We start from the raw sequence: 21,519 nt of genomic DNA, 5'->3' as shown, positions 1-21,519 counted from the left end.
ATGCAGTTTTGTCCTAAATGTGGTTCAAAATCACTGATTATTCAATATGTACCTACAAAGCTTTACACATGTAGCGAATGTTCATTTGCTTTGTTTCAGAATGTGGCGACGGCAGTTATGGTCGCAATTTGTTGTAAAGATGAGGTGCTCATCGCGACTCGAGCAAGGAATCCAGGTTTAGGAATGTGGGATTTCCCCGGTGGATTTGTTGATCCCGATGAAACGTTAGAACAGGCGATTTTACGGGAGCTTTATGAGGAACTTGATCTTGAACTTGATTTAGGTGATGCGATATACGTTAGCTCTAACCCTAATACCTATCCATATAAGGAAATTACGTATAAAACGTGTGATACATTTTTTGTGGTAGAGCTTGATGAAAAACCCGCTATGACACCGCAAGATGATGTGGCAGGGATCAATTGGATTGCGATTACTGATGTAGATCTTAATAATTTTGCTTTTGAATCGACAAAAACTGCGTTCAAGCAGTTAATTAAGTTTAGAAGATAAAATAATCAGGCTATCCGCCTGATTATTTTATCTTCTAAACAAAGGGTATTATTCATTATTAATGTTATTTTTCTTGAATAACATAGGCCAATTTTTATTCCCTTGAGCGATAAATTTAGGTACATTTTTAAGCCATTTATTTTGAATATCTCGATTGTAGTTTATATATAGCTTGTCATCGACTATCGTCCATTGCTCGGGATCACCAGAGGCAAAATCATTTTTTTCTGCTATTGCCCACGCACAATAGCCACCATATTGCGGAGCGTACTTTGAAGGGTTTGCTTTAAACTTATCCATATTGCCTTTGCTAGAAAAATACCAATCAGCACCCATGTATTCTAGTTTGAACTCGCTTTTGCCTTTCATCGCTCGGCTGTGTGAGAAATAGGCGACGGTATCGTAACCATCTAAGGCTTTGTTGCTAAAGAATCCTGTATATACTGGTTCTTCAGCCAGCGCTGGTAGAGTGAACAATACGCTTGCAATCAGTATTAAAATACTCGATAACCACTTTCTCATTGTAACGTCCTTTGATAATTATTCGCAGTTAACAGAGTAGACAGATAAGGACGCGGAAAACTTTCACACAAACTAAGCAAATTTTTCTTTTTGTTTGGTATCGAGTTTAGCTAACGCACTTTTATGATAGGGCGCTTGCATGCATGGTGAGCCATCTTGATAGTTAACGTTTATTTCGTCTTTGTTTACTATCACATGGGTGAAACTGACCGTGTGGGCATCATCTCTATGCATACAGGGTGAAAGATGACCTTTATTGGGCTCGTGGCTATGGTGGAAAGCGAGCCTAGATGTGGTGCTCTCGTCGTTGGAATTGAAGCGGGTGAAAAGTTGCCTACGAGAGGTTCGTACATTATCGGCATCAACGGCGCTGGAAATGAGAGGAGGCAATGGCAACGTATCGACTAATGTCTTGCCATCCCATTGAAGCGCTTTTACGTGGCCTTGGTCTGAACTTAACTGTGCGTCAAATATAACCAAGGTGAATGGGGCATATTGGCTTAGGTTTAGTTTAATGAAATCAGAGGTTAATGATTCTGCGCTGGAAAAATGAGCAAAAGATCGGACTAATTGCCCACGGCTAATTAACTCACCTTCAGGGATGTCACCCTGATAAAAATTCAGAAGACATAACGTGAGGCCAAGCTCATTGGTTGCGATCCAACTTCCCTGTCCAACAGGGTCCACTGGCATCAAAAAACTGACGTCAGATTCACTTTTAACTTGAGATGGTGGCCGCGCTCTCGCTCGACCAATTTGTTCATCTCTATTGAAGAAAACTTGGTAACCCGTTTTATCAAGAAGCCACGATGCCGTGCACATTAAGCTTGTCCTCTTAAATATGTCGCCGTAGCAGGAGCGTAGCCTAAATGCTCGTTAGTTTCTATGTCACAGTGCGTTGTAATTACCTTTATTATGGCTAAATGATGGATGGTATGACTTGAGACGAATAGTAACTCTCGTCTCAATGAAGAGGTCATCTCACACACTTTTTGAGTAGAGATAGTGGCTTCTGACAGGATGGTGATTGGGGCATCAAGTTGATCGGTTTTCAATGCGTCTAACCACGCTTTAATCTCTTGCAGTTCGGAAATGCCCACAAGCAGGTCTGTCTCGACAGGGGCCCCACGACGGCGATGATCGTAATCGACAACACCAATATCGGGTTGCTTAACGAGTGCAAAAAATAGGTCCAAAATATGCCTTAGGTGTTCACCGATAGAACTTTGCACATATGGCGTCGCTTTAAATGCGTAACTGTTATTATCAAGTAGTGCACATAAAGCCAAGCTCTGTTCTACTGCTTCTAAACTGCCAATAATAGATGGACAAATAGATGTATTATTCATATTACGGCCTGCTTAATCCGTTGATGGGTATTGTTTAATAAGTTCATTCTCTTCTTTTAAGGCTTGAAACAAAGCACTCAGCTTCGGTGGTTTATGGCCGGCTTTTTTCTGTAAATACCCTATTTTGTAAAGAGAACGGTATTGGAAGAGTAGGGTTGAAAATATCTCTGATAATGTCGTCTTACTGTCCCAAATATGTGTGGCTTCGCTACTTGCACCATTGATCTCAATAATCTGTAGTTCTTTTCCAGCCATTAAGCTTTCAATGTTTTTAAATTTGATATCCAGCCGTCCGTAGTGGAAACCATTGAAGTCGTCGAATATCGCATCCAATTGCTCTGTTAGCGCGGGCGTAATAAATTGATTACCGTTTTTGAATATACTGCCGCGGCTATGGCTGCCTGCAAACGCCAGTCTGAACTCTAAGCCTTTAGGTAGAACCCAATCGAGTTTCTGCTGATGCCTCTCTTCGTAGATTTTTGCTAACTGTCCTGCTCTTGGATCGTCATGAATCAGCTGCTGTAACGTTTTTATACCATCACCTTCTATATAGGGGGCGTATTTTAACGTAATTGAGAAAACCTGACCTTTGGTTTCGCCAGGGTATCGCATATAGAAAACACCGACTTCAGCATCATAATCAGATTTTTTTTGCAGCAGATAATCAGCCCCTGTTGGGAATCGTTGAATGTAGTCAACCAACTGTTTTTTGTTGTGAACTAATCTGACACCAGCCCCGCGGCAACCTTTGTCTGGTTTGGCGACGACCGGAAACGCCAATTTTTCGGATTCCATTGCATCGAGCGCATCTTGTATCTGAATGGCGATAGATTGGTTGTTTTTCCTAAGGGTGCAGAAAGGTAGAATCCATTGCTTTGCTTCTTTACCTGCTAGGTTAAGGATATCTTTCTTCGATTCACCTACCATCCCGCTTAACCAGATGGATGGGTTCGCGATCAATGGCAGACCAACACTTCGATATTTAAGGCTATGCCATAAGCTTTGAATAATAACGGGTGTATAGAAAAACCATGTTGGCCAAAACTCATATCGAGAAACGGCCGGACCAGATTTGTCCATTTCAGGCATTCCTAGCCGAGACTCTATAGACTGTCCTTTGTTCAGAGGGAGAACGTTGTCCTTTTTTATTTGACCAGTTGGCTCTGGTTGATTGAGTGCGCTCAAATGGAGGCTCCTTTCCCGTGAGTATTCATTCTTTTTCTTGATGTTCGATTGATTAACCATAAAACGACGAAGGCACATGGTGCGATAACCCATTTCCACTGACTGTCACTTAACCAACTGATTGAACCAAGTTGGTAGATACAAAAGAATATGAATGCGGTCCAAATGGCAGTGGCTAACAATACCGCACCCATAAATTGATAAAATTTGATGCCAAATAGGCCGCTTAAGGTAAAACCTATCGTTCTTAGCCCGGGGATAAAGCGAATAATGGCAATGTTTAAAAGAGGGCGGTGTTTGAGCCGTGATCTGACGATACGCATCCCTCTGTTTTTTAATAAGCGGTATCTCAATCCCCGCCATTTTGCGGCGAGTACACCTGCACCATACAAAGCCATATCTCCGGTTGCGATACCAATAAAAATGGCGATTAAAGCAATCGCGGGGGAGATGGACTGGTCAGCAGCCAATAGTGCGGCGGTGATGATGGCGAGATCTTCTAACAAGTAAGAGAGCAAAATGATGGAGACAGCGATCTCTAAAACGGTGAGGTTTCCTGATACAGCCAATCCTTGCGTGAGCCAATCTGTCATTTCTTTCCTATTAAAAATAAGTGATTACCATTACAAGACCCTTAAAGAATAGGATTTATTTCACAAAAGTTAGAATAAAAATAACAAAATAAAAAAACGGCCATCCTAGGATGGCCGTTTTCGTTAATACAAAAAGAAATCGCGTTAAAAGGTGAATCCAGCACGAATAATGAGTGACAAGCTGAATGGCGCTTCGTACAGATCATCGTTAAAGGTGTCGATCTGACCTTCTATGGCAGAAAAAGCACCATTCGATGATTGATAACTAAAGCCAACGGCTTCGAATATTCCCACACCGTTGATTTGTTTAGGGCCAAAGTCACCGTAGTTGTAGCTCAACCCTAATTTGCCGTACACGTCTATTTGTTGGGTGATACCATAGGCAAAAACACCGGCGGCGCGAGTGGAGTAATAATCTACGTCTACTCCACTATTGCTACCACCAAAATAAACAGTGTTAGATATTTTATCTACTCCACCGTTTACACCCCATTTGAACTGTCCGGATTCACCGAAGGGCTTTAAGAATGTGTAGTCAATGCCATAGACATGGCCAGTGGTTCTATCATCTGCTTCACCTAGACCTTCGTATTCTGGTTGTTGGGTAACCCAACCACCACGTACGCCTAATTGGTGCTGTGCTGAGGAGTCAGCAGGTGCTTCATCAGCAATCGCAAAGAAGGGGAGGGATATTAACGCAAGCGGTACTAAAGAGATTCCTTTCATAAATAGCCTATTGTTTTTGTTGATATCTTATTGGAGTAATAGATACATACTATATATTTAAAATAGCCTAAATATTGACGTTTACCGCAATTTTCTCAATTTTGAATAAGATATCATCGCACTAAATGGAACTATTGGATTGAAAGACGCCCTGCGATGCAGATAAAGACATTCGGCTACGATAGTTCGAATATCGTAGCCGAATGGAAGTGGGATAGATTTTGAATTTAAGCCGAGTTAGTTGAACGAGTTAACGAGTTCTACCGCTTCCCTTGTTAAACGGCCTATTTCGTCCCATTTCCCTTCATCGATGAGCTTTTTGTCTACCATCCAGGTACCGCCGCACGCAATGACTCTCGGAATGGCAAGGTAATCGTTGATGTTTTTTGAGTTGATACCACCAGTTGGCATTAACTCAATATCGGTGTACGGAGCAAGTAACGATTTCACCATGGCAATACCACCAGAGGCTTCCGCTGGGAAGAACTTGAGGGTTTTCAAGCCCATCTCTAGCGCCGCTTCCACGGTGCTTGGATTATTGACGCCCGGCACAATATCAATACCCATTTCTTGACACGCTTTTACTGTGTTCGGGTTGAAGCCCGGAGAAACAATGAAGGTTGCTCCGGCTTCTTTTGCTGCCATCGCTTGTTCTTTGTTCAGAATGGTTCCAGCGCCAATCAGCATGTCTGGTTGTGCTTCTCTTAGTAAGCGGATAGCCTCGACGGCGGCATCCGATCGAAAGGTGATCTCTGCGACGGGTAAGCCATTCTCTGCTAGTGCTTTGCCTAAAGGTACGATGTCCTCTGCTCTATCTATCGCGATAACTGGAATAACTTTAAGTTCCTTCAGTTTATCTAATGTTGTGCTCATTGAATTGTCCTTTATGGTTAGACTGAAGGATCAGTCGGTTTGTGTAAATTGGCTCGTTATCGCTTGGGTTGCCGACAGCGGCACAATTGCGCCCTTGCTCTGTATTACAGCTCCAGCAAGTTGATGGCCACGTAAACAACACTCTTCTGGTTTGATACCCGTTAAGTGACCGCTTAAATAACCGGCGTTAAAGGAATCACCTGCTGATGTCGTATCGATAACCGTTTCGATTGGTGTTGTTGCTACCAATATGGCTTCGTTGCCCGTTTGGCGAAAATCTTTAAATAGACAACCTTCCGAGCCCAACTTTATAATCGCTTTTTTAACGCCTGCTTTCTCTAGACGAATCAATGCATCTTCGGGAGAGTCGTCTTCCCAAATCGCTTGCTCATCATCAAAAGTCACGAGGGCAAGGTCGCAAAATGAGAGCAGTTCTGAATAGGTATTTTTAACCGTTTTCCAATCTTCATTTTGTGGCCAAAGTGCAGGTCTGAAATTGGAATCAAAGGCGATCTCTACTCCTTTGGTTGCCAGCGTTTTTAACAGCGCCAACAAGCTGGTCCTATCTTGATCAGAGAGAATAGCTAAGCTGATGCCGCTTAAATAAACCATGTCCATGGCTTCAAGTTCTGTTGCCAGTGACGTGAAACCCGAATGTTGCAGCATATAGCGAGCAGCAGATTGATTGCGCCAGTAGAGAAAAGTACGTTCCCCTTGGTCGTCGAGTTGAATAAGATACAACCCTGGTTGCCTTGTTTTATCCCTTAGCACAAACTGCGTATTGATGCCTTCTGCTTGCCAGCGGTGAACCATGCCTTCGCTTAATGGGTCAATACCCATTGCGGTGACATAGTTGATCTGAACGTGCTGTCTTGCTGCACGCGCAAGATATACCGCAGAGTTGAGGCTGTCGCCACCAAACGTTTGCCACATGTCACCGAACGGTTTTCCGTTTAGCTCGATCATGCACTCTCCGATAATGGCGATTTTTTTCATACTGTCGGCTTTGCTCATAGCGCTATTGTGCTCCATTAAAGAAACGAGCAGCGTTACCAAAACTGATGTTTTCTATCATCGGTTTTAGCAATGAATCGTCATTTGGAACCTCACCATTTTCAACCCAACGACCGACCATCTCACACAAAATACGACGAAAGTATTCGTGCCTTGTATAAGAAAGGAAGCTACGTGAATCGGTTAGCATACCAACAAATTGGCTAAGCAATCCAAGCTGAGACAGTTGCTCAATTTGGCGCTGCATACCATCTTTCTGATCGTTGAACCACCAGCCTGAACCAAACTGGATTTTACCTGCGATACCACCACCTTGGAAGTTACCTATCAGGGTAGCCATCATCTCGTTGTCTCTAGGGTTTAGGCAATAAAGGATCGTTTTGGGTAACTCGTCAGTCTTGTCCATTTCATCAAGTATGGAAGAAAGCTCATACGCGAAGGTACGGTCACTAATGGAGTCAAAACCAGTATCAGGGCCAAGCAGTTTGAACATGCGTGTGTTGTTGTTACGCTGCGCGCCAATATGCATCTGCATTACCCAACCAAGCTTGGTGTACTGCTTACCCAACCAAACCTGTACGGCGGTACTAAATTGTGCAATTTCTAAATCATTCAGTGTTTCGCCATTTAGGCGACGTGCCATCAGTTTGTCGAGATCGGTTTCAGAAGGAATAGCCGCATAGCGGACGACTTCGATTCCGTGATCGGCAGCTCGACATCCGTGTAGGTCGAAGTGTTTCAAGCGGATAGAAAGTGCTGTTAATAGATCGTCGAAGCAGCGAATTTCTGTGTCGGCAGACTCCCCAAGGGCCTGCATATAATGGGCAAATCCCTCGAGTTCAATTTTAAATGCCTTATCTGGCCGCCAGCTCGGCAGAACCTCTATGTCAAAGCTGTCGTCCTTGGCGATAATGGCGTGGTATTCCAATGAGTCGATAGGGTCATCGGTGGTTCCTGCCATGCGAACATTCATCTGTTTCATTATACCGCGAGCACTGAATTCCGGCGTCGCGAGCAGTTCATTACAATGGTTCCAAATTCCGTCTGCGGTTTTTGGCCCGAATAGTTTGCCAGTAATGCCGAATGGGCGACGAAGCTCCAAATGTGTCCAATGATAAAGTGGATTCCCCACGCATTGAGGCACGGTTTTCGCCCATGCCATGTATTTCTCTAGATCGGTACTATTGCCGGTGATCAATTGCTCGGCGACACCAGCACTTCTCATACCACGCCACTTGTAGTGGTCGCCTTCGAGCCAGATTTGACCTAGGTTGTCGAAGCGACGATCTTGCGCTATCTCTTGTGGATTAAGATGGCAGTGATAATCATATATTGGCTGATCTTTTGCGTACTCGTGATAAAGGCGCTTTGCTGTTTCTGTTGTGAGCAGAAAATCGTCACACATAAAGTCTTTCATTGTTTTCCCCTTACAAGGCGGCTACTGCGCCTTTTGCACCTAATGTAATAAGTTGGCTATACGCCTCTTCTATTGCTTTCACAAACTGGCTATTGCTCGCTAATTCTGGCGCAAAGATGGAGTCTATTGTCATCAATGCCTTCACGACTGACGTATCGCGGCCGTGTGTATCGCATAGTGTACGTAGTTCAACTGCCAACGGGTCGAATACCTCAATTGGTTGCTCATTTTCATCGATGCCAGAGGCATAGCGCATCCAGCCAGCGATACCCATTGCCAAGTGTTTGTAACTGGTACCAGATTCGAGATGAAACATGACCGAATTAAGCATTCTTGGGGGCAGCTTCTGGCTTCCGTCCATCGCTATCTGCCATGTTCGGTGCTTCAAACTGGGGTTGGTAAATCGGTTGATTAAGAGCTCTGCATAGGCCTTCAAGTTTGCACCTTCTGGCATGGACAAGGTTGGCGCTTGTTCTTCAAGCATTAAATGGAGAGCCGCTTTTTTGTATGCAGAGTCTGTCATGGTGTCTGAGATATGATCGTATCCACCTAGGTAGCCTAGATAGGCGAGGAACGAGTGGCTACCGTTCAGCATGCGCAGTTTCATCTCCTCAAACGGGATAACATCTTCTACAAATTCCGCACCAGCTAAGTTCCAATTAGGTCGACCAGCGACAAAGTTGTCTTCAATTACCCATTGGCGAAATGGTTCACAGGCGATACCACAAGGGTCTCTGACACCCAATAATTCGGCTATTTCTGTTAGCGTGTCTTCTGTGGCTGCGGGAACAATTCTGTCGACCATCGTGCATGGGAAAGTAACATTAGACTCAATCCATTGCGCCAGCTCTTGGTCTAACAGTTGTACGTAACCCATTACCGCGGCGCGAGCAACATGGCCATTTTCTTGTACATTATCGCAAGACATAACGGTAAAAGGCATTAAACCTCTATCACGACGGAGGCGGAGTGCTTCTACAATGTAGCCAATTGCGGATTGTGGCGCGCTTGGGTTTGCTAAGTCATGGATAATAAGTGGATTGGTATTATCTAGAACACCTGTCGCGGGATCGGAACAGTAGCCTTTTTCCGTAATCGTCATAGAGACTATCGCGACCTGTGGCTCGGCCATTTTTTCTAGTACGGCTTGGGCGCCATCAAAAGTAGAATGCAAAGATTCGACTACGGATCCAATGACTTTAACGTCTATCTTGTCGGCGCCTTTCTCTGCCACCGAATAAAGATGATCTTGCTCTCTAAGTTGTTTGATCAGTTCTTCACCACCAAATAGATTCACTTCGCAATAGCCCCAATCACTCTCGGACAATCCCGCTATTTCGTCAGTAAAAAGCGCTTGGTGAGCGCGGTGAAACGCCCCAAAACCTAAATGGACTATCTTGGTTTTTAGGCGACGACGGTCGTAACTTGGTGTCACTAAACCTGCATTAAGTGTGGTGTTTGAAATATTATTTGTCATGATTAACGGTCCTTATTTCGTCTCTGCAAGTGATAGTGAATCACCCTCTTTGTATGTTTTGCCATTGATGAGCAATGTGCGATTTTCGCCTTGAGCTAATTTGATAACGAATGATTCATATGCAGGCTCAAACTCACCAGTCGATTGGATATTAAGCGCAACAGTTGTTTGGCTGCATACCATGTTAATCGTTAGTGTTAAGAAACCATTGTCTTTGTGATTGTGGCTTTCACCATCATCATCAAAAATAGTCAACGCGATGTCACCGCAACCTTTAAGTGGGAACACTTCAAGGTTTCTTTTCGTATCTTTGCTATGCGCACTATGAGCCACCCGGTCACTTGTCGGCAAGACGGACCCTGCTTTAACCATTAGAGGCAGTGTTTCAAGTGGTGCTGGAACAACAATACTCTGACCGCCGCTAAACCATTGACCCGAATAAAAGTCGTACCAACCTTTACCGTTATTCGGTAAGTAGATCTCTCTTTCTCTTTGGCCTTCCTCTACGACTGAGGCAACCAAAAGGTCTTTGCCCAATAGGAAGTCGTCGCACTCTTCAAAGGTATGAGGATCGTTTTCGTGGTCTAAGAAGGTAGGGCGCATAATGGGCTCATCTTCACTGTGCGCTTGCCATAATAGGTTATACAAGTAAGGCATAATGCGGTAACGAAGCGCCATAGCATCACGAATAATCGGTGTGACCTCTGGGTACATCCAAGGTTCATTAACGCTACCATCGTCGTTCCATGAGTGAATGGTAAAACGAGGGTGCATGACACCGTTTTGCACCCAACGTGCAAATAGCTCGGGATCCGGTCTCTCTCCAGAAAACCCACCAACATCGTGACCTAAGTTATACAGACCCGATAAGCTCATCCCTAAACCCATGCGAATGTTGTATTTTAAGCTCGTCCAGTTGGTGCGATTGTCGCCACTCCATGTTTGAACATAACGGTTCATCCCGGGACAGCCAGAACGAGATATTAAATATGGTCGAACATCAGGCGCATAGTCTACCTGTGCTTCATAAGATGCACGCATCATCAACAATGGCTGAAGGGGGCGAATTAAGCTGATCGGAATCGTTTGACCAAAACCGAAACAGCGAGCACCTTTGTCCCAGATTTCGTATTCGTTGTTATCGTTCCATGTGGAATCGATCCCTTTTTCGAGTAGCTGTTCTTTAACGTTATCCTGCCACCATTTAATGGTGTCTGGATTGGTGAAGTCTAGGTGAGAACCATCGGCGTCCCAGAAGACGGACTTCTCTGGCTCATCATATTCTGAGTCGAGAATAAACAAACCTTTCTCTTGGGCTTCAGCAAATCTTGGGTGGTCATGCAGTAAACACGGCTTAATGTTAGCGGCTAACTTTATGCCAGCATTATGGAATACATCTGCCATTGCATTAGGATTTGGCACTTTGTCGTTATTCCAATTGAAGACATAACGGGTGTTACCAATGGAGGTATAACCAGAAGATAATTGGAAAGAATCACAAGGAATAGCGTGCGTTTCACATTTGTCGACAAACCCTTCTAGCAGTTCTTGCGCATTTGGTGCATCGGTATATTGCATGGTTGAACCGCTGTAGCCTAAGCTCCAGCGAGGGCCAAATGCAGTGCCCCCAGTTAATCGAACAAATTTTTTCGATACATTAGCAACCGTTTTACCTAGCATGAAATAGAAATCTAAATCGCCGTCTTCGGCGCGATAACTACGGTACTTAACGTGATAATTGTCTAGCTCATTACCTAGGTCGAACCAGCAACTGGCCAGATTGTCGTAATAAAGGCCAAAGCTCACAGCCTCTTCTTGGTTTGTTACGCGAGTAATATAAAACGGGATGTGTTTGTAAAGTGGATCGGTAGAGCTAGCGTCGTAACCCATGGCATCAAGGTTACGCATTTCAAAACGACGCCCAGAGCGATTTAGGTCACCTGTTTTCTCGCCGAGGCCGTAATATTGGTCTGACAGGTCGCGGTTCATAAAGTGCGCCACACCGTTTTCGGATACGCCTAGTTGGTACGCTCCTGTTTTACGGTCGGTTGCCAATGGCAGCCATTGGCCTTCTTTTTTATATTCCCATTCCATCCATAAAGGCTGATGGATAGAAAGCCGTAGTGCCTCTGTTTCAATTCTAAATACACCGTCATCTTGTTGTGTAAGATAACTTGGGCAGCTAAATCCCTCGGTTGAATACTTATCTCGCCCTTCCCACGGCACATCTTTTTGTCCCGGAGCAATAGACCAAGTCTTATCGAGACGAAGTTCACCTTTGTTTTTAAACATCACTCGAATGATGTCTTGTTCAAGTACGAAAATATGTAGTTGGTGACGACCGTCGCACTCGATATCAATGCGATTTCTATCTTGCGACAATAAATTTTCTTGTTGCAAAAAGCGCCACTGTTTTACTGTTTTCATAGGGGGTTTCCTTTAACAATTGAGATAGGGCGGGGGTAGCCGCCCGTTTATATTAGTAACCTAGGAAAACTTGAGGGAGAGTCAAGCTAAGCTGAGGTATAAATGTCACAAGCATAAGAGCAAGGATAAGCACGGCGTAGAATGGCAATAGAGGCTTAACGACCTTGTCGATTCTTACTTTCGCGACTGAGCAACCAATGAACAGTGCGCTACCTACAGGTGGTGTACAGATACCGATACATAGGTTAAATGTCATCATGATACCGAAATGCACCGGGTCCATACCCAGATCCATCGCGATAGGAAGGAAGATAGGCGTAAAGATAAGTAGTGCGGGTGTCATATCCATAAATACACCAATAATCAGTAAGATGACATTGATGATGAGTAGAATAATAATTGGGTTTTCAGACACGGCTAGTAATGCATCACTGATCATGTAGGGGATATCGGCGTTCGCCATTGCCCATGACATTCCCATTGAAGCACCAATCAGTAATAAAACAATTGAAGTGGTGACGACCGATTCAAGGATAATACTTGGTAACTGTTTTATGGATATCTCTCGATAGAATACAAACGCCAATATCAAGGTATACACAACCGCAATTGCAGAGGCTTCGGTTGCGGTAAAGATACCACCGATGATACCGCCCATAATGACAATAATGAGGCCTAGGCTTGGTAGTGCATCGAGTGTTCTTTTGACGACTTCTGATGTGGATGGTTTTGCTGATACCGGATAACCGCGTCTTTTAGCGATAAAACCAGCAACCAACATAAGTGATAGCCCCATTATCATTCCAGGGATATAGCCCGCAAGGAACAGCGCCCCGATAGAGGTGCCACCAGATATTAGTGAGTAGACGATAAAGGTGTTACTTGGTGGGATCAGTAACCCGGTTGGACAGGAGGTGATGTTAACCGCAGCAGAGAACGCAGGGTCGTAACCTTCTTTCTTCTGAAGAGGAGACATGGTGCCACCTACTGCTGCTGCTGAAGCAACGGCGGATCCAGAAATGGCCCCAAACATCATATTAGCAATGACGTTTACGTGCGCAAGTGAGCCAGGTAAACGACCGCCTAGCACCTTCGCAAATTCAATTAAGCGTATGGCTATACCGCCTTGGTTCATAATGTTGCCCGCTAAAATAAAGAATGGGATAGCGAGTAAGGCGAAGCTGTCCAGGCCGGAGGCCATTTTTTGAGATATAACCGCAATAGCGGCGTCAAAAGGTAGCTGCAATAAAATCGTGAGTAGTGATGCTACCCCGATGGCGAAAGATATAGGCACTCCAATTCCTAAGAAGAGGAAGAAACTACCAAATAGTACAATGATGACCTGCCATTCCATTAGGCTTCTCCTGATATAAGTGTGAGTTAGCCGTTGACAGGCTTTTTGATAAGAGACAAGTTGCGATGAAAGTCTTCAAGAAGATAGATCACCATAAAAAAACCAGAGATAGGTATTGCGGCATAGATAAGCCCCATTTCAATGCCTAATGCTGGAGAAATTTGACCCGTCGATAAAGTTTTCAACATGAGTGAGCCGCCGCCATAAATCATAATGACACCAGAAAAGATAAGACTGATGATATTGATAACTAAATGAAGACGCGCTTGTTTTGATGGTTGGTGTTCCAGTTTCATCGAGAGCAGATCGATAGCGAGGTGGCGTTTTTTACCCAAAGTATAAGCCGCACCCATTAACCCGACCCAAATAAATAAGAAGCGTGCAACTTCATCTGTCATCGTGCTCGGGGCATTAAGCACATATCGAGAAAAAACCTGCCAAACTACGCACATCACCAAGAAACTACTGAGTGATATACAGAATATAGACAGAGATTTATCCATCACTGAGATTAGCTTTTTCATTATCCCTTCCAAATTAATATTTTAAGTGATTGTATTTTTACCGCGTTGATCACTGCCGATTACTCATTCATGAGAATTGATTGAGAAGCAAAACCATATAACGAACAAAATATTTTCCGGATTATATGCGGATAACAGTTCAGGCCAAGAGAGCTAGATCACATATAATTGGTCCGGCCAATTTGATCTAATTTGTTTGTGATGTAGGTCAAGTTGTAGGTTTATTTTGTTTGAATTAGTAAAGATGTTGGGCCAAATTGTCGAGGCAATAACGTGGACGTGCAAAAAGTCGACTATAAAAGTAAATGAAATAGGTAACCTTACCCGGTTCAATACTCATAAATATGAGAAAATGGAGAATATTATGTTTGGGAATAAAACTGCTGTTGCAACATTTATCGCTTGTGCGGTTGCAGCAACTGCCTCTCTACCAACTTATGCAGCAACGACACTTAAACTAAGTCATAACCAAGACAGAACTCACCCTGTTCACAAATCTATGCAGTTCATGGCTGATGAAGTGAAAAAATTGACGGATGGAGAAGTGAAGATTCGCATCTATCCAAATGGTCAATTAGGTACCCAACGTGAATCAATGGAGCTATTGCAAAATGGTGCACTAGACATGGTTAAGTCGAATGCAAGTGAAATGGAGTCGTTCGAACCTGCATACGGCGCATTCAATATTCCTTACATTTTCCGCGACCGTGACCACTATTATCGCGCAATGGAAGGTGAAGTAGGGCAAAAAATCCTCGCGACTTCTTACGATAAAGGGTTTATTGGTCTGACATATTATGATGGTGGCTCACGTAGCTTCTATGCAAACAAAGAAATCAAGAGCCCTGCCGATCTGGCTGGCTTGAAAATTCGTGTTCAGCCAAGTCCTACCGCAGTAAACATGATCAAGCTTATGGGTGGCTCGCCAACTCCTTTAGCTTATGGCGAACTTTATACCGCGCTGCAACAAGGTGTTGTAGATGGTGCCGAGAACAACCCGACAGCACTGACTAACTCTCGCCATGGCGAAGTTGCGAAAGTGTACAGCTTAGACGAGCACACAATGATCCCTGATGTGCTACTTATCTCCTCTACATCGTGGGATAAATTGTCAAAAGAAGAGCAAGCTGCAGTGAAAAAAGCCGCTAACGATTCTATGGGCTACCACAAAATTATCTGGAAAGAGATGACAGATGCTGCTGTAGAGAAAGCGAAATCATCAATGGGCGTGAAAGTGGTTACTGTTGAAAAACAACCGTTTATCGATGCTGTGAAACCAATGCATGATGACGCACTGAAGAATCCAGCAATTGCAGAATACGTGAAAGGTATCGACGCCTTAGCTAAGTAATGTCTATTAGGGGGCTCTATTGAGCCCCTTTATTGAGAAAACAGCTTTAAAGAGGTTATATTTCTTTCTTTGTGTGGATAGGCAAAGAAAAACATATAGGTTTTTGTTTTTAACGTGGCACCTGACATACCAATTTATTGAGCATTCAATAATTACTGATATGATGTCAGGCCAAAGTTCTCTGAGTGAAATTCGAACAATAGGTTTGATGTAGAAATGATAATTACTAAGCGCCTATATCAGCAGATAGGCTTAAAACTAAAAGATAAAATATCAGCAGGCGAATTTAAGGTTGGGGATAAGCTCCCGCCTGAAAGAGAGATTGCCGAGCAGATGGAAGTAAGCCGTTCCGTGATCAGAGAATCGCTCATCATGTTAGAGCTGCAAAATATAGTCAAAGTACGCAAAGGGTCTGGTGTCTTCGTGGTTAATACGCCAGATGATGCTCAAAAGCTGATGAAAGAGCAGCATAAAATAGAGACCGATGCTGAAGATGACGATGATGTAGGCCCATTTGAAATGCTACAAGCTCGCCAATTTTTAGAAAGCCGAATAGCTGAATTTGCTGCAGGTCAAGTAACAAAGAATGACATATCGAAGCTACGAACAGCACTGGATATGGAACGGAAGCATTTAGATGATAACTGTCTCGATTATGACGGTGACGAAATGTTCCACATCGCTATCGCAGAAGCGACACAAAATAGCGTGTTGTGTGACATGGTAAAAGAGCTGTGGGTACGTCGTGAAAAAAGTTCGATGTGGCGTCAACTACATGAACGTATTTCTGATCAAGACTACCGCAGACGTTGGTTAGCGGATCATGAAAAAATCTATATGGCTCTTGTACGCAAAGACCCAACGGCGGCCCGTGAAGCTATGTGGCTTCATCTAGAAAACGTAAAAGAAACGCTCTTTGAGTTATCGGATGTAGATGATCCCAAGTTTGATGGATTTCTATTTAGCTCTTATCCGGTGACTTCGTAAAACGATAAAAAGGTAGCAAGTATTCGTGTTCGGCACGGACTTTGGTTTGGTATTAAAGCTCAGAATTTTGAAAGGTGAAAGTTATGGAACAGACGTGGCGTTGGTATGGACCAAATGATCTCGTATCGCTAAATGATATTCGTCAAGCTGGTGCAACGGGAGTAGTAACGGCATTGCACCATATCCCTAATGGGGAAGTTTGGAGTATTGAAGAGATACAAAAGCGTAAAACATTGTTAGAAAAAAACAGTCTTACATGGTCTGTCGTGGAGAGTGTTCCTGTTCATGAAGAGATAAAAACTCGGACAGGTGACTACGCTAAATGGATTGAAAATTATCGAGCGTCGCTAGAGAATTTAGCAAAATGCGGTATTGATACTGTCTGCTATAACTTTATGCCTGTATTGGATTGGACCCGTACCGATCTTGAATTTGAATTACCAGATGGGTCAAGAGCATTGCGGTTTGACCAAATTGCCTTTGCGGCATTTGAACTGCATATTTTGAAGCGTCCGGGTGCACAAGCAGATTACTCAGAGAAAGAGCAGGCAGAAGCCAAGGCTTATTTTGATAATATGACTCAAGCCGATATCGATAAACTGACGGCGAATATTATCGCAGGGCTTCCGGGTGCAGAAGAGGGTTATACGCTTGATGAGTTTCAAGCGCGTTTAGATACCTATAAAGGGATCAGTAAAGATGACCTACGAGCACATATGGCGCTCTTTCTTAAGGAACTCATGCCAGTATGCGACCAATATGGGTTGAAACTTGCCGTACATCCTGACGATCCACCGCGCCCAATTCTTGGCCTGCCTCGTATTGTATCTACTATTGAGGATATCGATTGGTTGACGACAGAAGTCCCAAATCAAATGAACGGGATCACGATGTGTACGGGTTCATACGGCGTGCGCGGCGACAATGATCTCGTTAATATGATTAAACAACATGGCGATCGCATTTACTTTACGCATTTACGGTCTACTCAACGTGAAGAGAACCAAATGAGTTTCCATGAAGCTGCCCATTTATCTGGAGACGTTGATATGTATAACGTTGTGATGGCGCTGCTTGAAGAGGAGAATCGCCGTAAAAATAAAGGTGAAACACGCCTCATTCCTATGCGTCCTGATCATGGACATCAAATGATTGATGACCTTAATAAGAAAACCAACCCTGGTTATTCTTGCATTGGTCGATTGAAAGGCTTAGCAGAGATCAGGGGGCTAGAGGTTGCATTGCAACGCTCCTTTTTCGATAAATAGAATGTATCTTCAGAAAGAAAAACAGCAACCCTAGGGTTGCTGTTTTTTTGTAAATTACTACCTATTACTCAATACTCATTACCCATTCGGCAGTAAGCGTGTGTCATTTGTAGCATTTGTAGAATGATTTTTAACAATTTTCTATTACTTGTACGTCTTACTTTGTTTCTGTTACTTTTCACAAAATATACTTAATTTACGATATTACTAAATCAATTTACGATTGTACCAAGTTAAAAAAATGCTAATTTAGCATGCGTGTTACATATTTCTAATTTACCAAGTGTAACCTTTTTGGAACTTTACTAATGACTGCTAACTCAGCAGCGTTGATGTTACTTTTTCTATTTACCAATTGTATTACTATTTGGAACTTTTCTATATTGACTGTTAGTTTCAACAGCTGTGACACACAACTAAATTGTAGTGCTAATATGAGTATTGTCAAATTTGCACATTAATATTTTTCATTGTTATTAATGAAAATAGAGTTAGTGAAATTATAACCTATTGTATTTATTGATGAATGTAGCAAGTTATTATATGGTGTTTGAGCTATCATTAATAAAAAAGGAGGGTTATTGAATGGACGCTATTGGTAATAATGCGTTGATTGTGGAAGGTGGCGCAATGCGAGGCGTTTTCTCTTGTGGTGTACTCGATCATTTTTTATCGGTTAATTTTTCGCCATTTGATAGCTTTTGGGGGGTGTCGGCTGGCGCATCAAATGTCGCCGCTTACTTGGCAAAAATGCCAGGTCGAAATCTAAAGATTTATGCCGATTACAGTTGTCGAAAAGCGTTTTTCACTCCGGTTAATTTTATTCGGGGTGGTGATTTACTCGATATTGATTGGTTGTGGAAAGCCACCATGCAGGATCTTGGTATGGACCTAGAGACAATTGAAAAAGACGGCCGTCCATTTTTCTTAGGTCTTACTAACAAAAGCACTGGCCAACCTGAATACCATCTCGCTCAATCATCGACTTTGGTAGAGACAATGAAAGCGAGTAGCGCATTGCCTGTTATGTATAAGCAGGATATAGCGTTAAATGGGCAGTGTTATGTCGATGGCGGTGCGTCCGATTCTATTCCTGTTGCCGAGACGATACGTCGTGGTGCAAAAAAAATCATGGTATTACGCAGTCGGCCATACTCTTATAAAAAATCGCCCCCCAAAATGCCCACGTTTTATAAACGAGCCTTAAGAAAATCGCCAGCTTTAATACAACCCATGTTGCAACGAGCACAGCAGTACAACGAATCACTCGAACTGATTCGAAACCCGCCGTTAGGGGTAGATATTATAGAAATATGCCCACCTGAATCGTTTAAACTTAAGCGATTGACACGAGAACCTGAACCACTGATAAAAGGCTATAAATTAGGGCTTGAATTGGGAAAGGTTGCTATTTCACGTTGGCAGGAATAAAACAATTAGGGACAAAAGATGAACATTCAAAAAATAATGGATGAATACGCGCAGCACGAGAGAATTGGACTAGATGTTCCGGGTTATTCCAAAATGCAGATTGGTCAGGTTATCCGATTTGTTGCAGAAGAAGAGTGGGGCAGCTTTGTCTCGTATTACCAACTTAGTATTGATCAACTTGATAGCGCGATCGAAACCGAAATCGAATTTTTCAAATCGTGTAACAAGAATTTTGAGTGGAAGGTATACGATACCGATAGGCCAATAGAGATTAAGAAAAAACTTATGCAGTATGGCTTTGAAGAAGGTGATGCAGAGTCGTTTATGTTATTGGATTTGGGTAGCGTTAAAGGCTATTTGCCGGAGTTGGCAACCTGCGTTGAGGTGACGGACGCTGCGGGTATTAGGGATTATATCTCTGTTTCTGAAACAGTTTGGGGTGGAGACCACAGTGGTCAAGAAACGCATCTTATTGCTTGCAAAAAAAGTGCACCACAAAACACATCGATATATGTGATCTATGAAGATGGCTTAGCGGTCTCATCGGCAAGAATAGAATATGGAACCGATAGTCCTTTTGCCGGTATTTGGGGGGGCTCGACGTTGGAAGCGTATAGAGCGCGAGGTCACTATAGTGCTTTATTGCATAAAAGAATTAACGATGCTAAAAAACGCGGCGTAAAATACTTAGTCATCGATGCGTCGGATATGAGCAGGCCGATAGTTGAAAAGTATGGGTTTACATTTATTACCACCACCACACCTTATGAGTATGTGGTGAAATAAATGCCGGTTTTGTAATAGCCTGAATTGGATAGTTTCAAATGTTAGTAGTGACATAGCAATGCGTCTATCGCATTCTTGCTGGTTTTACTGATTTTTTGCATCAGCCCAAAGCTTGGATTAATGATGTTTTGTTCTTCTAACTCTTTGACCATCACCATCCATAATTTGGCTGTCATTTCTGAATCGGCTAAGGCTCGGTGAAAGACGCCATCGTGTTCAATCTGTTTGTGTCTTATTAAGTCACCTAATTTATGGGTTGGTGAATCCTGAATCAAGCGTCTTGCTATCAACATAGAGCAGGCAAATTGACCGGAGTAATGAGCGCCTACTCGTTGTAATTCAGCATCAAGAAAACGTTTATCAAATGATGCATTATGGGCAACCAGATTGTCGTCTCCAATAAATGCGGCAAATTCGGCCATAACCTCTTCGCATGAGGGGGCGTTGGTTAGCATCGCATTCGAGATCCCAGTGTAATTGGCTATAAATCCACTGACTCTAAATCCAGGGTTCATCAGTTGTTGAAAGGTTTCTTGAACCACACCGTCGATAAGTTTTACCGCTCCGATTTCTATCGCGCGATCGCCCATGTTTGGAGATAAGCCAGTGGTTTCGAAGTCGAGTACGATGACGGACTTAGCGGAAGAATAGGTCATGGGAATCCTGAAAACGTGCCAATTTAAAAAATAGGGCCATAGGTTAACATATTAAAATAGACAGAGTAGCCCCCAAGCCATACACTTCTACTTTCTGAAAATTAGGCTGAAAGGCTGAGACCATTTCATATTTTTATTATTGAGGTAATACATGTCTAAACGCGATTATTACAGCGTGCTCGATGTCTCAAAAGATGCCTCTGAAAAAGACATTAAGAAGGCTTATAAAAAGCTCGCGATGAAATACCATCCGGATAAAAATCCGGGAGATGCGACTGCCGAAGCGAGCTTCAAAGAAGTGAAAGAAGCATACGAAATGTTGACCGATTCAAGTAAGCGTCGTAAATACGATCAGTATGGTCATGCTGGTTTCGAAAATAATGGTTTTGGCGGTGGTCAGAGTCGCTCTCAAGGTTTTGGTGGCGGGGGCTTTGAAGACATCTTTGGTGATGCGTTCGGTCAACGTAGACAAGGGTTTGGCGGTGGTGGATTCGACGACGTTTTTTCGCAAGCAAGAGGCCGTCAGCCACGACCTCAAAAAGGACAGGATGTTGAATTCTCTGTGACCGTTGATTTTGTAGAAGCCATTCAGGGTGCTGAAAAAGTCGTTGAGTTGCCTGTTAATGGAGAGCAAAAGAAAATCAATGTCAAAATCCCTAAAGGGATTAAAGAAGAAGAAAAAATACGATTTTCAGGTAAAGGCGGCTCCGGTATCAATGGTGGCCCTGCGGGTAACATGTTTATCAAGGTATTGATTCGTTCTCATCCTTATTTAGAGCGCGATGGAAATGATTTGATCTGTCATTCCGAAATAAATATAGCGACCGCCACATTAGGTGGCGAGCTAGAAGTTCAGGCTTTAGACAATCGATTTAAGCTTAAGATTCTGGCCGGTACGCAAAATGGTAGAAAGTTTAAAGTTACCGGTAAGGGTGTGACGAGTCGTAAGGGTGAAACGGGTGACCTTCTGGTCAAAATCAAGGTGGTGACACCAACGAACTTAACCAGTGAGCAGACCGATTTGATGGAGCAGTTTAAAGCGACATTAGCGTAGGCACTGTGTTTT

At 43.2% G+C, this 21,519-nt stretch carries 21 protein-coding genes; 7 read left to right on the top strand and 14 right to left on the bottom strand.

The window, feature by feature from the left end:
• Positions 1 to 513 (top strand): NUDIX domain-containing protein, encoded by a 513-nt coding sequence (locus tag L3V77_RS19225; protein ID WP_275137860.1) that lies wholly within the window; start codon positions 1 to 3, stop codon positions 511 to 513.
• Between the two features lie 48 nt (positions 514 to 561).
• On the opposite strand, the gene L3V77_RS19220 is transcribed toward L3V77_RS19225, so the two are convergent.
• The 13 genes from L3V77_RS19220 to L3V77_RS19160 form a co-directional block, all read right to left on the bottom strand.
• Positions 562 to 1,035, bottom strand: a complete 474-nt coding sequence (locus tag L3V77_RS19220) for a YHS domain-containing (seleno)protein (RefSeq protein WP_275137859.1) — start codon at positions 1,033 to 1,035, stop codon at positions 562 to 564.
• 72 nt (positions 1,036 to 1,107) lie between these two features.
• Entirely contained in the window at positions 1,108 to 1,857 is a 750-nt protein-coding gene (locus L3V77_RS19215; RefSeq protein WP_275137858.1) for an NRDE family protein, read from the bottom strand.
• Positions 1,857 to 2,384, bottom strand: coding sequence for a DinB family protein (locus L3V77_RS19210; protein ID WP_275137857.1), 528 nt, complete (start codon positions 2,382 to 2,384; stop codon positions 1,857 to 1,859). Before L3V77_RS19210 ends, L3V77_RS19215 begins: the two co-directional genes overlap by 1 nt.
• A gap of 12 nt (positions 2,385 to 2,396) precedes the next feature.
• Positions 2,397 to 3,473, bottom strand: a complete 1,077-nt coding sequence (locus L3V77_RS19205) for a D-alanine--D-alanine ligase (RefSeq protein ID WP_275138260.1) — start codon at positions 3,471 to 3,473, stop codon at positions 2,397 to 2,399.
• A gap of 92 nt (positions 3,474 to 3,565) precedes the next feature.
• On the bottom strand, positions 3,566 to 4,162 hold the full coding sequence (locus tag L3V77_RS19200; protein ID WP_275137856.1) for a VTT domain-containing protein: 597 nt from the start codon (positions 4,160 to 4,162) through the stop codon (positions 3,566 to 3,568).
• A 144-nt stretch (positions 4,163 to 4,306) separates the two neighbouring features.
• On the bottom strand, positions 4,307 to 4,888 hold the full coding sequence (locus tag L3V77_RS19195) for an outer membrane beta-barrel protein (protein WP_275137855.1): 582 nt from the start codon (positions 4,886 to 4,888) through the stop codon (positions 4,307 to 4,309).
• A gap of 237 nt (positions 4,889 to 5,125) precedes the next feature.
• Positions 5,126 to 5,761, bottom strand: a complete 636-nt coding sequence (locus tag L3V77_RS19190) for a bifunctional 4-hydroxy-2-oxoglutarate aldolase/2-dehydro-3-deoxy-phosphogluconate aldolase (protein WP_275137854.1) — start codon at positions 5,759 to 5,761, stop codon at positions 5,126 to 5,128.
• A gap of 30 nt (positions 5,762 to 5,791) precedes the next feature.
• Positions 5,792 to 6,757: a sugar kinase gene (locus L3V77_RS19185; protein ID WP_275138259.1), complete on the bottom strand. Its 966-nt coding sequence runs from the start codon at positions 6,755 to 6,757 to the stop codon at positions 5,792 to 5,794.
• Between the two features lie 22 nt (positions 6,758 to 6,779).
• Positions 6,780 to 8,192, bottom strand: a complete 1,413-nt coding sequence (uxaC, locus tag L3V77_RS19180; protein WP_275137853.1) for a glucuronate isomerase — start codon at positions 8,190 to 8,192, stop codon at positions 6,780 to 6,782.
• A 10-nt stretch (positions 8,193 to 8,202) separates the two neighbouring features.
• The gene (locus tag L3V77_RS19175; protein ID WP_275137852.1) at positions 8,203 to 9,669 is read right to left on the bottom strand and encodes a fructuronate reductase; all 1,467 of its coding nucleotides are present in this window, start codon (positions 9,667 to 9,669) and stop codon (positions 8,203 to 8,205) included.
• A gap of 12 nt (positions 9,670 to 9,681) precedes the next feature.
• Positions 9,682 to 12,096, bottom strand: coding sequence for a glycoside hydrolase family 31 protein (locus L3V77_RS19170; RefSeq protein ID WP_275137851.1), 2,415 nt, complete (start codon positions 12,094 to 12,096; stop codon positions 9,682 to 9,684).
• Positions 12,097 to 12,148: 52 nt separating this feature from the next.
• Positions 12,149 to 13,450 (bottom strand): TRAP transporter large permease subunit, encoded by a 1,302-nt coding sequence (locus L3V77_RS19165; RefSeq protein ID WP_275137850.1) that lies wholly within the window; start codon positions 13,448 to 13,450, stop codon positions 12,149 to 12,151.
• A 26-nt stretch (positions 13,451 to 13,476) separates the two neighbouring features.
• Entirely contained in the window at positions 13,477 to 13,974 is a 498-nt protein-coding gene (locus L3V77_RS19160) for a TRAP transporter small permease (RefSeq protein ID WP_275137849.1), read from the bottom strand.
• A 364-nt stretch (positions 13,975 to 14,338) separates the two neighbouring features.
• Between L3V77_RS19160 and L3V77_RS19155 the strand changes: the two genes are divergently transcribed.
• The 5 genes from L3V77_RS19155 (at position 14,339) to L3V77_RS19135 (ending at position 19,797) form a co-directional block, all read left to right on the top strand.
• Positions 14,339 to 15,325, top strand: coding sequence for a TRAP transporter substrate-binding protein (locus tag L3V77_RS19155; protein WP_275137848.1), 987 nt, complete (start codon positions 14,339 to 14,341; stop codon positions 15,323 to 15,325).
• A 216-nt stretch (positions 15,326 to 15,541) separates the two neighbouring features.
• Positions 15,542 to 16,312, top strand: coding sequence for an FCD domain-containing protein (locus tag L3V77_RS19150; protein WP_275137847.1), 771 nt, complete (start codon positions 15,542 to 15,544; stop codon positions 16,310 to 16,312).
• Between the two features lie 83 nt (positions 16,313 to 16,395).
• On the top strand, positions 16,396 to 17,580 hold the full coding sequence (gene uxuA / locus L3V77_RS19145) for a mannonate dehydratase (protein WP_275137846.1): 1,185 nt from the start codon (positions 16,396 to 16,398) through the stop codon (positions 17,578 to 17,580).
• A gap of 585 nt (positions 17,581 to 18,165) precedes the next feature.
• Positions 18,166 to 19,011, top strand: coding sequence for a patatin family protein (locus tag L3V77_RS19140; RefSeq protein WP_275137845.1), 846 nt, complete (start codon positions 18,166 to 18,168; stop codon positions 19,009 to 19,011).
• An 18-nt stretch (positions 19,012 to 19,029) separates the two neighbouring features.
• Complete coding sequence (locus tag L3V77_RS19135) at positions 19,030 to 19,797, top strand: GNAT family N-acetyltransferase (RefSeq protein ID WP_275137844.1); 768 nt, start codon at positions 19,030 to 19,032, stop codon at positions 19,795 to 19,797.
• Positions 19,798 to 19,838: 41 nt separating this feature from the next.
• On the opposite strand, the gene L3V77_RS19130 is transcribed toward L3V77_RS19135, so the two are convergent.
• Positions 19,839 to 20,453 (bottom strand): 3'-5' exonuclease, encoded by a 615-nt coding sequence (locus tag L3V77_RS19130; RefSeq protein ID WP_275137843.1) that lies wholly within the window; start codon positions 20,451 to 20,453, stop codon positions 19,839 to 19,841.
• Between the two features lie 151 nt (positions 20,454 to 20,604).
• Between L3V77_RS19130 and L3V77_RS19125 the strand changes: the two genes are divergently transcribed.
• Positions 20,605 to 21,507, top strand: a complete 903-nt coding sequence (locus L3V77_RS19125; protein ID WP_275137842.1) for a DnaJ C-terminal domain-containing protein — start codon at positions 20,605 to 20,607, stop codon at positions 21,505 to 21,507.
• Positions 21,508 to 21,519 lie beyond the last annotated feature (12 nt).

This window comes from Vibrio sp. DW001 (assembly GCF_029016285.1).
GTDB lineage: Bacteria > Pseudomonadota > Gammaproteobacteria > Enterobacterales > Vibrionaceae > Vibrio.
Note: the sequence above shows the minus strand (reverse complement) of the source record. Positions and strands in the feature narration are given on the sequence as shown.